The 12,324-nt window shown below is 69.7% G+C and carries 8 protein-coding genes; 5 read left to right on the top strand and 3 right to left on the bottom strand.

What is annotated here, in order from left to right:
- Positions 1-20: 20 nt before the first annotated feature.
- Complete coding sequence (locus A7X12_RS15290) at positions 21-5,753, top strand: hypothetical protein (RefSeq protein ID WP_064312437.1); 5,733 nt, start codon at positions 21-23, stop codon at positions 5,751-5,753.
- Positions 5,754-6,113: 360 nt separating this feature from the next.
- Here the strand turns inward: A7X12_RS15290 and A7X12_RS15285 are convergent, their stop codons facing one another.
- On the bottom strand, positions 6,114-6,752 hold the full coding sequence (locus tag A7X12_RS15285; protein WP_064312436.1) for a TetR/AcrR family transcriptional regulator: 639 nt from the start codon (positions 6,750-6,752) through the stop codon (positions 6,114-6,116).
- Between the two features lie 137 nt (positions 6,753-6,889).
- On the opposite strand from A7X12_RS15285, the gene A7X12_RS15280 reads away from it, so the two are divergent.
- From A7X12_RS15280 to A7X12_RS15265, 4 genes are all read left to right on the top strand, one after another.
- Complete coding sequence (locus A7X12_RS15280) at positions 6,890-8,116, top strand: FAD-dependent oxidoreductase (RefSeq protein WP_064312435.1); 1,227 nt, start codon at positions 6,890-6,892, stop codon at positions 8,114-8,116.
- A complete protein-coding gene (locus A7X12_RS15275; RefSeq protein WP_064312434.1) occupies positions 8,113-9,030 on the top strand; it encodes a sugar phosphate isomerase/epimerase family protein in 918 nt (305 codons plus the stop codon). Before A7X12_RS15280 ends, A7X12_RS15275 begins: the two co-directional genes overlap by 4 nt.
- Positions 9,023-9,424, top strand: a complete 402-nt coding sequence (locus A7X12_RS15270) for a C-glycoside deglycosidase beta subunit domain-containing protein (RefSeq protein WP_064312433.1) — start codon at positions 9,023-9,025, stop codon at positions 9,422-9,424. The genes A7X12_RS15275 and A7X12_RS15270 overlap by 8 nt, the downstream gene beginning before the upstream one ends.
- A 76-nt stretch (positions 9,425-9,500) precedes the next feature.
- Positions 9,501-9,695 (top strand): hypothetical protein, encoded by a 195-nt coding sequence (locus A7X12_RS15265; protein WP_064312432.1) that lies wholly within the window; start codon positions 9,501-9,503, stop codon positions 9,693-9,695.
- A 9-nt stretch (positions 9,696-9,704) separates the two neighbouring features.
- On the opposite strand, the gene A7X12_RS15260 is transcribed toward A7X12_RS15265, so the two are convergent.
- Both A7X12_RS15260 and A7X12_RS15255 read right to left on the bottom strand, forming a co-directional pair.
- A complete protein-coding gene (locus A7X12_RS15260; RefSeq protein ID WP_064312431.1) occupies positions 9,705-10,610 on the bottom strand; it encodes a LysR family transcriptional regulator in 906 nt (301 codons plus the stop codon).
- 76 nt (positions 10,611-10,686) lie between these two features.
- Positions 10,687-12,321 (bottom strand): GMC family oxidoreductase, encoded by a 1,635-nt coding sequence (locus tag A7X12_RS15255; protein ID WP_064312430.1) that lies wholly within the window; start codon positions 12,319-12,321, stop codon positions 10,687-10,689.
- Positions 12,322-12,324 lie beyond the last annotated feature (3 nt).

Genomic DNA, 12,324 nt, shown 5'->3' with positions numbered 1-12,324 from the left:
GCGCGAACGGGAGAATAATTGTGAAGACGACGCTCCTGGTCGGCGCATCGGCGCTGGCTTTCATCCTCGCGACCCCCGGCGCGGCGTTTGCCGATGGCGAGTGCGGCAATCCCGACGTCTCGTCGGACCCGAACATCGTCTCGTGCGTCTCCGATCCGGGCCGCTACCCGAACGGCATCACCTATAATCAGGCGAATTACGCCACGCCTGCCGGCCTTCGGCTGGACCTTTACGGAACGTTGATCGTCAACGCGACGAGCGGCAGCAACGCCGTCAGCGTGATCGGTTCCCCGAACCAGGCTGCGCTCATCACCGCGCGCACCGGGTCGCGCTTCACCGCGGGCAACACCGGTCTCTCGTCGACCAGCACCGGCAGCGGTCTGGCGAGCGTCGACAATCGCGGCATCGTCTCGGCCGGCCTGAACGGGTTGGTGGCGACCGCCGATCTCGTCGGCGGCAACGGGCTTGGCTCGGTGCGCAACCAGAGCGACGGCACCGTCACGCTCACGCAGACGAACGTCAGCGGCAACAGCGCCGGCCTGCTTGCGCGCGGCGGATCGGCGAGCGCCACCAACAATGGTGCGATCACCGCGACGAGTGCGACCGGCGGGAGCGGCACCATCTATGGCATCGCGGGCGAAACCCATGCCGCGGGCGGCACGATGATGCTCGCCAATACCGGCACGGTGACGCTGCGCGGCGCGTCCAACCTGGTCGGCATGGGCAGCACCGGCAGCACCGGCGCCGTTTCGATCAGCAACACCGGCGCAATCGGCGTCACCAGCCAGAGCGGCAGCGCCGCCGGCTTCCTGGTCGCGGCGAGCGGCACGCCCGGGGCGGTGACGGCCACCCATACCGGCACCCTGACCGTCAGCACCAGCGGCACCGCCGCCGGCATGGCGGTGCTGCAGGGCAGCAGCGTCGCGTTGGTCGCCCAGCGCACCGGTGCGACCGGCGGCATGAGCGTGAGCGGCGGCACCGCGGCCGGCTTCTTCGTCAACAACGCCACCGCCGCGGTAAGCGTGCAGAATAGCGGCTTCGTGCAGCAGGTGACCGCCACCGCCGGCATGGGCCAGGGCGTGGCGATCAGCGGCGGGACCGACCAGAGCGTGCGCTTCGCCGACGCGGTGATCGGGGGGACGACCTTCAAGGGCGACCTCACCGTCGGCGCCACCAGCGCCGCCCAGGGCGTGACGCTGTCCGGCGGGACCGGTGCGGCGTCGGTCAATTTCACCGGGGCCGCGCTGACCGCGACCAGCACCGGCGCGGACGCCAGCGGCATCCGCGTGGCGAACGGCACCGACGTGACGATCGTGACGGCCGCCAACGCCACCACCGGCAACGGCGCCGCGATCACCGTGAACGCCGCCGGCGGCAATGCGATGGGGGTGGACGTGTCAGCCGCGAGCGGCGCGGAATCGGTGACGCTGGGCGATAGCCTCACCGTCGCCAACAGCGCCGGCAGCGCCACGGGCGTCTCCCTCCGGAACGGGTCCAGCCAGACCGTGTCGCTCGCCAAGGGGGCCGGCGTGACCGGCATCGGCGCCACGGGCGCGACGCTGACCGGCAGCAGCGGCGCGGTGCGCCTCACCAGCGCGGCGGCGCTCGCGGTCGACGGCGCCGCCGGTGGCGCGGCGGGCGTGGTGCTGGGTGACGGCACCACCCAGACCGTCGACGCGGCGGCGGCGATCACGGTTCGCGCCAATGGCGGCGCGGCAAGCGGCATCGCGAGCAGCGGCGCCGCGAGCGACGTCCAGCTCACCGCGCGCGACGTGCTGAGCGTGCGCAACGGAGCGGGCAGCGCTACCGGCATTGCGATCGGTACAGGGGCGGCGGAGACGGTTTCACTCGCCCGCGGCATCGACGTGCAGGGCAGCACCGCCGCGACCGGCGCGAGCCTCACCGGCACGGGTGCGCTCGGCCTGACCGCGGCGCAGGATTTCGTGGTGAGCAGCAGCGCGGGCAATGCCACCGGCGCGCGCCTTTCCGGCGGAACCAGCCAGGCGGCGACCTTCTCGGCGGGGCTCCAGGTCACGGGTGCGGGCAACGCGCTCGGCGTCCGCCAGACCGGCGGTTCGGGTGCGCTGTCGACCACCGTGGCGGGCGACGTGGCGGTGGCGGGCGGTCCCGGCGGCGCAACGGCAATCGCGCTCGCCAATGGTTCGACCCAGACGGTACAGCTGGGCGGCACCCTTGCGGTCTCGGCAACCGACGCCGCCGCCAACGGTGTGATCCAGAGCGGCGCCAGCGGCGCGGTCTCGACCATCGTCAACGGCGCGGTGACGGTACAGGGCGGCACCGGCGGCGCGACCGGCGTGTCGGTGAGCGGCGGCAGCACCCAGGCGCTTCAGCTTGGCAGCACGGTTTCCGTGAAGGCCAATGACGGGACCGTCGTCGGCCTGGCCCAATCGGGCGCGTCGGGAGCGGTCAGCACCGGGGCAACCGGCGCCGTCACCGTCGGCGGCGGCACCGGCGGCGCGACCGGCCTCTCGATCGCGGGCGGCAGCACCCAGGCGGTCGAGCTTGGCAGCACGCTTGCCGTGACTGCCTCCGGCGGCACCGTTCTCGGCCTCGGCCAGTCGGGCGCTTCGGATGCAGTTCGCACGACGCTTGGGGCGGTCACCGTCACCGGCGGTACCGGCGGGGCGACGGGCCTCGCGGTTGCGGACGGCACCAGCCAGACCGTGCAGCTGGGCGGCGCGTTCAGCGTGTCGGCCGGCGGCGGCACCGCGCTGGGCGTGCAGCTCCAAGGCGGCCAGTCGGCGGCGCTCACCGCAGCGGACCTTACCGTTTCGAACCGTGCCGGCGCCGCGACCGGCATCGCCAGCAGCGGCCCGGCGACGAGCCTGCAGCTCGCCAAGGGCGCGACGGTCTCGGCAAGCGATGTCGCCATCGGCGTGCAGGCGCGGGGCGGCACTACCGTATCGACCGCGGGCGCGCTGTCGGTAACCTCGACCAGCGGCGAAGCGCACGGCATCGACTTCGACACCGCGACGGCGGCCACCACCGTTCATCTGCCGACCGCGTTGACCGTACGCAGCACGACTGCCGATGCCTTTGGCGTCGTCGGGCGGACCGGCACCGGCCTGACGCTGGACGGTGCGGGCGCGATCGACGTGCGCGCGGCGGGCAACGCGGCGGGCATCGTCACCCTTGCCCAGAGCGGTGCGCAGACCGTGACCACCGGCACGGTAACCGTCACGTCGACCGGTCAGCAGGCCACCGGCATCGCGCTCGGCGGCAATGCCGCGATCCAGCTGACGGCGGGCGCCGTCGCGGTTACCGGTGCGACCGGCGGCGCGGGTGTGTCGCTGGCGGGTACCGGTGCGACCGGCGACGTGCAGGCAACGCTCGGCACGGTCAGCTTCACCGGCGCCAGCGGAGCAGGCGTCACCCTGGCGCAGAGCGGCGGCGCGAACGTCCGGGCGGCGATCAACGCCGTTTCCACCAGCGGCGACGGCAGCGCAGGCGTTGTCGCCAGCGCGGTCGGCACGGGAACGGTCGCGCTGACGATCGGCCGGGCGTCAACCACCGGCGCCGCTTCCGCCCAGGCAGTGGCGATCAACGGCGTCACGACGACCGGCGCGAACGCCGACGGCATCCGCATCACCGTGGCGGATGGCGCTGGCAGCGTCGTCAACAACGGCACCATCGCCACCACCGGCGCCAACGCGATCGGCATCGCCGGCACGGCGACCGGCACGGGCTCGCTCGCCGTGACCAGCGCGACCGTGACGACGAGCGGCAACGCCGCGCACGGTATCGCGCTCACCGGCGGCAATGGGGCACAGACGATCGTCGCCCAGTCGGTGACCGTGGCCGGGGCGGGGGCACAGGCGATCAGCGCCACCACCACCGGCGGTGCGATCGCGGTGCAGAGCGGCACGCTCGTTGCCCAGCAGGGCGCGGGCTATGCGATCGGCGCGAGCAGCGGCAGCGGCGCGATCACGGTGGCGGCGGGGAACAGCAGCAGCGCCAGCGCCGACGCGATTCGCCTGACGTCGACCAGCGGCACCATCACGACCACGCTGGCCGATGGCGGCACGACCCGTTCGGGCGCGGGGGTGGGCTTGTCGGTCGATACCGGCGGCACCGCGACGATCAACCTGGGTGCGACGGCCACCACGGCCACGCTGCAGGGCGCGACCGCCGGCCTGTCCTCGCGCGCGGCCGGCGGCCAGACGGTCACCCTGTCGGGTACGGTCGGCGGGGACAGCGGCATGGCCGTCCGTCTGGCCGGCGGTGCCGCAACGCTCGTCAATCGGGGCGTGATCAACGGCAGCCTCGCGGTGACCAGCAGCCGCCTTGCATTCAGCAATGCCGGAACCTGGAACGTGTCCGGCACGCCAAGCTTCGGCGGCAATGCGGTGCTTGCCAACAGCGGCACGATCAACGTCGCTGCCGGTACCACCCAGTTCGCGGGGCTGACCAGCCTCCAGAACAGCGGCACGATCAGCCTCGGCAACGGCAAGGTGGGCGACGTGCTCGACCTGGGCGGCGCGAGCTTCGTCGGTGCGGCCGGTTCGCGGGTGGTGCTCGACGCCAATCTTGGCGGCATGGCGGTGAACGGCGCCCCGGCGCAGAGCGCCGACCTGCTGCGGGTCGGTGCTGCTTCCGGCACGACCACGCTGGTCGTCCGCGACGTGAGTGGAACCGCAGGGTCGCAGTTCAACTTCACGGGCGTGCGGCTCGTGAATGCGACCTCGGCCAGCGCCAATGCGTTCGTGCTGGACGGCGGCAGCATCAACAAGGGCTTCGCCCAGTACCAGTTGATCACCGACGCAGCGGGCAACATCAACCTGGTCGGCCTGCCGACGGCCCAGGCCTTTGCGCTCGTGCGCACCGGTGCGGAAACCCGTCGTTTCTGGCGCCGCTCGGGCGATGCCTGGAGCGAGCAGATGCGTGCCGCTTCGCCGAAGCGGGGAATCGCGGTTTGGGGGCAGCTATATGGTGGGGAGGAAACCAACCGTTCGCGGCCGGTCTATACCGAAACCGTGCTCGGCACGCCGACCCGCTTCACGCCGAACCTCGATGTGCGCGACAGCTGGGGCGGTGGGCAGCTCGGTCTCGATTGGGGCCAGGGTGACTGGAGCGTCGGCGTGACCGCCGGCTATCTCAGCCAGCAGGGGCGTCTGACCGCGGCTGGCGACCAGCTGAAGCTGAACGGCGGCAACCTCGGCGTCTACCTCCGGTATCGTGCGGCCGGCGGCTTTTTCGCCCATGCGCTGGGCAAGGTCGATCGCTATTCGGTCAAATACCAGCTGAACGGTGTGGCGGGGACGCCGAAGGTGGACGGCACCAGCTATGGCTTCCAGCTGGAGGCCGGCTATCATGTGCGGGCGGGTGCGCTGTTCTTCGAACCTGCGGCGAGCATCGCGGTGTCGCACGGTGATGTCGATACCCTGCAGGGCGCCACGAGCGGCATGTCCGCCGCCTTCGACAAGACGGACGGAGCCTATGGCCGCGCTGGCCTGCGCGCGGGCGTGGAGACGGCATCGGGGGATTGGTCGGTCAAGCCGTACCTGGGTGCGGCCTGGGAAGGCGACTTGGCGGGGCGCCCCGGTGCGACGCTTGGGTCGGGCGGTACCAGCCTGCGCTTCGAGGACCAGAACGAGCGCGGTCGCGCGCGCATCGAGGCGGGCGTCGAGGGCGGCAGCAGCCGCGGGCTGGCAGCTTTCGCCAAGGTCGAGGCGGTCAGCGGCGCAAAGGCCAAGGGCTTTGGCGGCCGCGCCGGCGTGGCGCTTCGCTGGTGAGATGAGCGGACGGCGAGCCTGGATCGGGCTCGCCGTCGCTCGCGAACCAGCGGCCTCGGTGCCGCCATTCGATCGGGCGGCCTGTTGCGGGCGTGCTGGAGTACCGTCTGTCGTTCTTCCGCGAGGCAGCGTTTCTGCCGCGCATCTGGTCACCGCAATCAGCGCCCGCAACCGTCGCAACCATTGCCGTCTACGGACCATCAGTCCGCTCCCGGTAGATCGTCACGCGCTCGATCAGACGCGCGACGCGCTTCCAGACGGTGGAAGACAGCCGCACCTTATCGGGTCAGGGAATTGCCGAAGGCCAGTGGCAGTTGGAGAAGGGCGCGTCGAACGGCAACGGCCCCGCAGCCGGGCAGATCAAGGCGCAACCGCACCCGGTGGCTGACGTAATGCCGCGTCGACGGCGAGGCTCAACGTGCCGCGCGCAACCGCGTCGGGGTTGCTCGTCGCCGGCTCGAACGGATCGATCAAACGCTTGTTGCGGAGCGAGGCGAAGCCGTAGACCGTGGACCACAAGGAGAGCAGCCGCAGCGTGCGCGCTTCTTCGCTCAGCGCCGGGAGCGCCGATTCCAACTGGGTCTGCAGCGCCGCGCGACCGGCATGCTGGTGCTCCAGCAGTGCCGGATTGGGCGTCGGGCTCGTCAGTTCGCTTTCGTACATCAGTTCGAGAAGCCGCGGATTGAGCTGGGCGAAATCGACGAAGGAGATGCAGAGCGCGAGCAGCCGCTCCCTCGCGCTCGAGGCGGAGGCCGTAGCCTGCGCGGCTGCGGCGCCAAGCGCCTCATAGCCGTGCAGGGCGATCGCCAGCAGCAACTCGCGACGGTCCTTGAAATGATGATAGGGCGCCCCGGGCGAGACGCCGACCGCCTGCGCCAGGGTGCGGACGGACAGGCCATGATGACCATGGTCGCGCACATGGGCCAGCGCCGCCTCGAGCAACTCGCGGCGCAGATCCTCGCGATGATAGGGCCGCCGCTCGGCGGGCTCGGCAGACATGGCTTCGAAACCTCCGGGCCTCGCTTACCCGCACGGATGCCGCTTGCCAACAATCTAATCGGTGCTTAGAACGCAATCTAAGCACGAATCAGATTGGATCGCGGCGGCAGATCGCGATGGGATGAGGAGCAGGGCCGATGGTAGCAGGTCGTATCGCGGTGATCGGCGCGGGTCCGGGCGGCATGGCGGCCGCGCTGGCGGCGATCCGCGTCGGGTTCGACGTGACGCTCTACGAGCGCGCGGGCGAGGTGAAGGCGGCGGGGAACATCCTGAACCTGTGGCCGCCGCCCCAGAAGGTCCTCAAGCTGATCGGCGTCGATACCGACGATCTCGGCGCGCCGTGCCAGGTTTTCTTCCGCAATGCCAAGGGCAGGAACCGCGCGGTGGTGCACCTGCCGGACGCGGTGGTGCGTGACTATGGCGGCGGCTTTATCGGCCTGCTGCGCTGGGGCCTCTATCAGCGGATGCTTGCGGCGCTCCCGCCCGGCGTCCTGAAGCTGGGGCACGAACTGCGGGAAATGCGCGACACCGGCAATGCCGTCCGGCTCGAGTTCGCCAACGGCGCCGCCGCCGACGCCGATGTGGTGATCGGCGCGGACGGCCTGCGATCCATGGTGCGCACGCAGCTCTGGGGCGATCAGCCGATCCGGCACCAGCGGCTGCACCTGGTGGGCGGCTATCTGTTCGTGGACGAGGTACCGGACGGGATCGGTGTCCTTTCGCACAACCGCACGACCCAGGTGAGCTACACACCGATCCGTCACGAGGGAAAGTCGGGCTATGAATGGTGGGTGCTGGAGGCCTGCGATCCCGAGGCGCCGCCGCCGGCCGACCTGATCGGCTTTTGCCGCGCGCGTGCGGCGGGCTTCCCGGCCAAGGTGCAGGAACTGATCGCCGCGACCCCGCTGGCGCATATGCAGCGCTGGGAAATCCGCGATCGGCCGCCGCTGCCGCAATGGTCGAAGGGGCGGGTGACGCTGGTTGGCGATGCCGCGCATCCGACCTCTCCCTATGCCGCGTACGGCGCGGGCATGTCGATCGAGGACGGCTATTTCCTGGCGCGGGAACTGGCGGCGGTGGACTTGGCCGATACGGCGGCGGTGCAGGGCGCGCTCCAGCGCTATGAAGACCGCCGCAAGCCGCACACCGCGCAGGTGACGCAGGGCGCCTATCACACCGGCCGCATGTTCCACCATCTGCCGGCACCGCTGCGGCCGATCCGCGACCTGGTGTTCGACCATACGCCGTTCCTGCAGAAGATGGTCGGCGACGACATGCCCGCGCATATCGTGGCGCAGCTCGCCGAGATCGAGGACGCGGCGCCCTATGTTCCCGCCCATCGGCGCAAGGAGGCCGCGGCATGACGTTTCAATATGGGGTATCGCTCTACAGCTATACCGACGATTTCGGCACGGCGCTGACGCTCGACGATGCCTTCTATCATGTCGCCGAGGCAGGGGCGGGGGGCATCGAGATCCTGGGCGAGACGCATCTCGCCGAGTATCCGGCGCCGCCTTCCCAGTGGTTCGATCGCTGGTTCGGGCTGGTCGAGCGCTACGGGCTGCAGCCGACCAACTATGGCTGCTGGGTGGATACCTGCGTGCAGAAGCAGCGCGTCCTCACCGCCGAGGAAGCCGGCGCGCTGCTGGCGCGGGACCTGCAGCTGGCGCACCGGCTCGGCTTTCGCTTCGTGCGGCCGAAGTTCGGGGTCATCGACGATGAATTGACGCCGCATCCCGTCTGGGAAGGCGCGGTCGAGCGCGTGCTGGATCTGGCGGCCAAGCTCGATGTGGTGATCTGCCCGGAGATCCATGCGCCGACGCCGATCCGTCACCCGGTGGTGGAAGGCTATGTGGACTTCATCCAGCGCACCGGCACCAAGCATTTCGGCCTGCTGATCGACACCGGCATCTTCCAGGACCGCCCCTTGCCCTATTGGCCCGGCGAGACGCCGGAGATGCGCGAGGAGGCGATGAGCTTCCTCAACGGCATCAAGGTGCCGGTGGAGCATCTGGCGGAGGTGATCGACCATGTCGTCTTCATCCAGGCCAAGTTCCACCATATCGACGCGCAGCTGCACGACCATCACATTCCGTGGGAGCGGATCGTGCCCGCGCTGAAGCAGCTTAATTATACCGGCTGGCTGTCCAGCGAATATGAAGGCGTGCGCGATCCGTGGCTCGCCATCGACCAGGTGCGGCGCCAGCACGCGCTGATCCGCACCCTCGAACGCGCCTATGACGCACAGACCCAGGGCGGGGAGCAGACCCATGCTTGAACGCGGCACGATCCAGAGCAGCGGCTTTTCCAATCTCGGGCCGGCGGGTGCGCGCACCGGCTTCCGCCTGCGGCTGCGGCAGCCCAATTATCGCGGCATGCGCCTTTCGCTGATCGAGGGCGTGGATGTGGTGGTGGACGGCGAGCCATATCCGGCGGCCGGCAACCGGCTGCTGTTCCAGGGGCAGACCTACGGCCTTGCCGATCTCGACGCGGCGACCGAGACGCGCTGGGCGGTGGGCGAGACCATCGACGTGCTGATCGACCGTCCCGGCGGCCTGATCCCCGGCGTGCATCGGGTGGAGACGATCGTCTGGATGCGGCACCCCTATTTCCCGCCGCGCTTCTGGCCCGTGCCGATGCGCGATGCGCGGGAAGCGACGATCGTGCTGTAGGCGGCGGCACGCGGCGATCGATTTGTCGCATGGATCGGTTCGATCCAAAGCATCGATTTTCCTGAAACCTCGCACAATGGCACACACGGCGCGCAAGGCCGCCAAGGGCCCGCAGGGAGGATGCCGTCATCGTGAATGCCCGGTGGCCAATCTGTGGGTCAACCGGCTGATCGGCACGTCCAGGGGTGGCCCGCAGGACGTCTATCGCCCCGACGCCCCGCTGCGTCCCTCGGGGCTGATCGGACCGGTGCGGCTGCTCGTCGCGCGCTAGCCCGGCCGGTCAGGCGAGCGCCGCCGGTTCGCGGAGGCGTTCGATCATCCAGCGCAGCCCTTCGTCGTTCTTGCGGCTGCTGTGATACTGGATCATCTCGCGCATCGGCTGGAACGGGAAGGGGATCGGCGCCATGCGCAGCGGGAAGGTGGTCACCACGCGGCGGGCGAGGCTTTCCTGCATCAGCGTCAGACGCTGCGAACCGACGAGCAGCCAGGGGACCACCGTGAAGGACGGGGCCTCCACCTCGATCCGCCGCTCGATCCCCAATTGCCGGACCTGGCGATCGGCGAAGGAATAGTCGCGGGGCCCGCCCAGCCGCACGGCGACATGCCCGGCGGCGCTGAAGTCTTCGAGGGTCAGCACATCGTCGAATAGCGGGTTTTCGGCCCAGCCGACCATCACATAGCGCTCCTCGCAAAGCAATTCGCTGGGGTGGTCGCTGAAGATGAACTGCTCTGGCGCGACGAACAGGTCGGCACGGCCTTCCCGCAATTCCGTGCCCGCCTCGGGGCTGGGCAGGGTGATTTCCAGCCGAATGCCGGGAGCAGTCGCCGCCACCGTCTGCAGTGCGGGGGCGAGAACGGCGGTCATCACATAGTCGGACAGGATCAGGCGGAATCGGCGCTGGCTCGTCGCCGGATCGAAGCGCCCCGAGGTGACCAGCATCGACTCCACCGCGTGCAGGCACTCGCGCACCTGCGGCACCAGCGCCTCGGCATAGGCGGTGGGGTACATGCGCTTCCCCTGCGCGATGAGCAGCTCGTCCCCGAAAAAGGCACGCAGCCGCATCAACGCGGCACTCATCGCTGGCTGGCTGAGGTTCAGCTGGCGCGCGGCGGCCGAGACACTGCGGGTTTCCAGCAGCGCATCGAACGCGCCGAGCAGATTCAGATCCAGACCCTTGAACCGCATTACATTCCTCTCCGCAGGGCATTCTTGTCGTTTTGATCGATGCTATCGATCGATGGCGCTCCCTGCAAATCGAGGATCAGCCGGCATGATCCTCCCGGATCAGTTCGGCCGCGCGCCAGCCGATCACCATCGCCGGGCCGTTGGTGTTCCCGGCAGGCTGAAGCGGCATCACCGAGCAATCGGCGATACGGAGGCCCCGGATGCCGTGCACCCGCAGCCGCCCGTCAACGACGCCGGTTTCGGGCGTGCCCATGCGACAGGTGCCGGTGCTGTGCAGGCCCGGGCTGGCGAGCCATTCCATCTGCCTGGCGATATCCTCGTCGCTCTGGAAGCGTTCGCCGGGCACGCGCTCCTCGCCGACAAAGTTCTTCAGCGCCGGCTGGCGCATATAGCGGCGGGCCAGGCGGACCATCTTGACGAGGAAGGCCTTGTCAGCGGGATCGCCCCACCAATTGGCATGAACCTCGACCGGATCGGCGACATCTGCCGAGCGGATGGCGACGGTACCGCGGCTCTTCGGGCGGAGGGCGATGCCGTTGACGCTGATGCCCGGCTTGTCCTCCAGCGCGCCGCGGCCGGGATCGGCCTTCATCTCCTCCGTTGTCCGCAGCGAATACGGGCCTACCCCGAACTGGGCGTCCGGCCATTCGGGCGGAGAGTCGATCGAGAGCAGCGCGGTGACCTCGGGCGAGGTATAGGCCATCATGCCCGTGCGGGTCAGATAGTAGCGCAGCACGTGGCTGGTCAGCCGCCAGCCGGAAAACTCACGGTTCGCCCCCGGATCCTTGTGCAGCCGCCACGACATGGTGAACATCAGGTGATCGGCGAGGTTGCGGCCGACCTGCGGCAAGAGCTGCACCACCGGCACGCCGGCGCGTTCGAGTACCGCCGTGGGGCCGATGCCCGAAAGCTGCAGCAGCTTGGGGCTTTGCAGCGCGCCGGCGGACAAGATCACTTCGCGGGTCGCGACGATCGAGCGACCGCCATCGGCATCGCGGACACGGACCCCGGTCGCCCGGCCGTCCGCGATCTCGACGCGCTCGACCAGCGTATCGAGCAGCACGGTCAGGTTCGGGCGGTGCATGGCGGGCTTCAGAAAGGCCTGGTAGCTGGAGGCGCGGCGGCCGCGCCGCGACACGGTCGCCTGGGTATAGCCGATGCGGCCGGTGCCCGGCGTGTTGATGTCCGCCACCTTCTTGAGGCCGATCTGGGCGCCGGCCTCGATCGCGGCATCGATCGCCGGCGAGCGGAAGGGAAGCTGGGTGATCTGGAGGGGGCCGTCACGGCCGCGACCGGCATCGGCACCGGCGCCGCGATAGCTCTCCATCGCCTGGAAGCAGCGCTGGATCTCGCTCCATCGCCACTCGCCGAAGCCCAGTGCGGCCCATCCGTCATAGTCGCCCGGCTCGCCGCGCAGATACCAGGTGCCGTTGGTCGAGCTCGATCCGCCAAGGCCGCGGCCATAGGACCAGGTCTCGCCCGAAGGCCGGCCTTCCTGTTCGGTGATCGGGAAGTGCCAGAAATAGGTCGGGTTGCCGAACATTTTCATGAAGGCGCGCGGCATGTTGACCAGTTCGGTCTCGTTGTCGCCGCCGGCCTCGATCAGCAGCACGCGCGCCTGGCCGTCCGCGCTCAGGCGATCGGCGAGCACGCAGCCCGCGGAGCCTGCGCCGACGATGATATAGTCGAAGATGGTCTGGGTATCGGTCATGGG

The sequence above is a fragment of the Sphingomonas sp. TDK1 genome, from assembly GCF_001650735.1.
Taxonomy (GTDB): Bacteria; Pseudomonadota; Alphaproteobacteria; order Sphingomonadales; family Sphingomonadaceae; genus Sphingomonas.
The sequence above is the reverse complement of the archived record's forward strand: the minus strand, read 5'-3'. Positions and strand labels throughout refer to the sequence as shown.

What these genes read in the sequence shown, in the direction of transcription:
- A7X12_RS15285 (WP_064312436.1), bottom strand. Translation starts at nt 6,752, where the DNA reads ATGTCTGCCGAGCCCGCCGAGCGGCGGCCCTATCATCGCGAGGATCTG.
- A7X12_RS15280 (WP_064312435.1), top strand. Translation starts at nt 6,890, where the DNA reads ATGGTAGCAGGTCGTATCGCGGTGATCGGCGCGGGTCCGGGCGGCATG.
- A7X12_RS15275 (WP_064312434.1), top strand. Translation starts at nt 8,113, where the DNA reads ATGACGTTTCAATATGGGGTATCGCTCTACAGCTATACCGACGATTTC.
- A7X12_RS15270 (WP_064312433.1), top strand. Translation starts at nt 9,023, where the DNA reads ATGCTTGAACGCGGCACGATCCAGAGCAGCGGCTTTTCCAATCTCGGG.
- A7X12_RS15265 (WP_064312432.1), top strand. Translation starts at nt 9,501, where the DNA reads ATGGCACACACGGCGCGCAAGGCCGCCAAGGGCCCGCAGGGAGGATGC.
- A7X12_RS15260 (WP_064312431.1), bottom strand. Translation starts at nt 10,610, where the DNA reads ATGCGGTTCAAGGGTCTGGATCTGAATCTGCTCGGCGCGTTCGATGCG.
- A7X12_RS15255 (WP_064312430.1), bottom strand. Translation starts at nt 12,321, where the DNA reads ATGACCGATACCCAGACCATCTTCGACTATATCATCGTCGGCGCAGGC.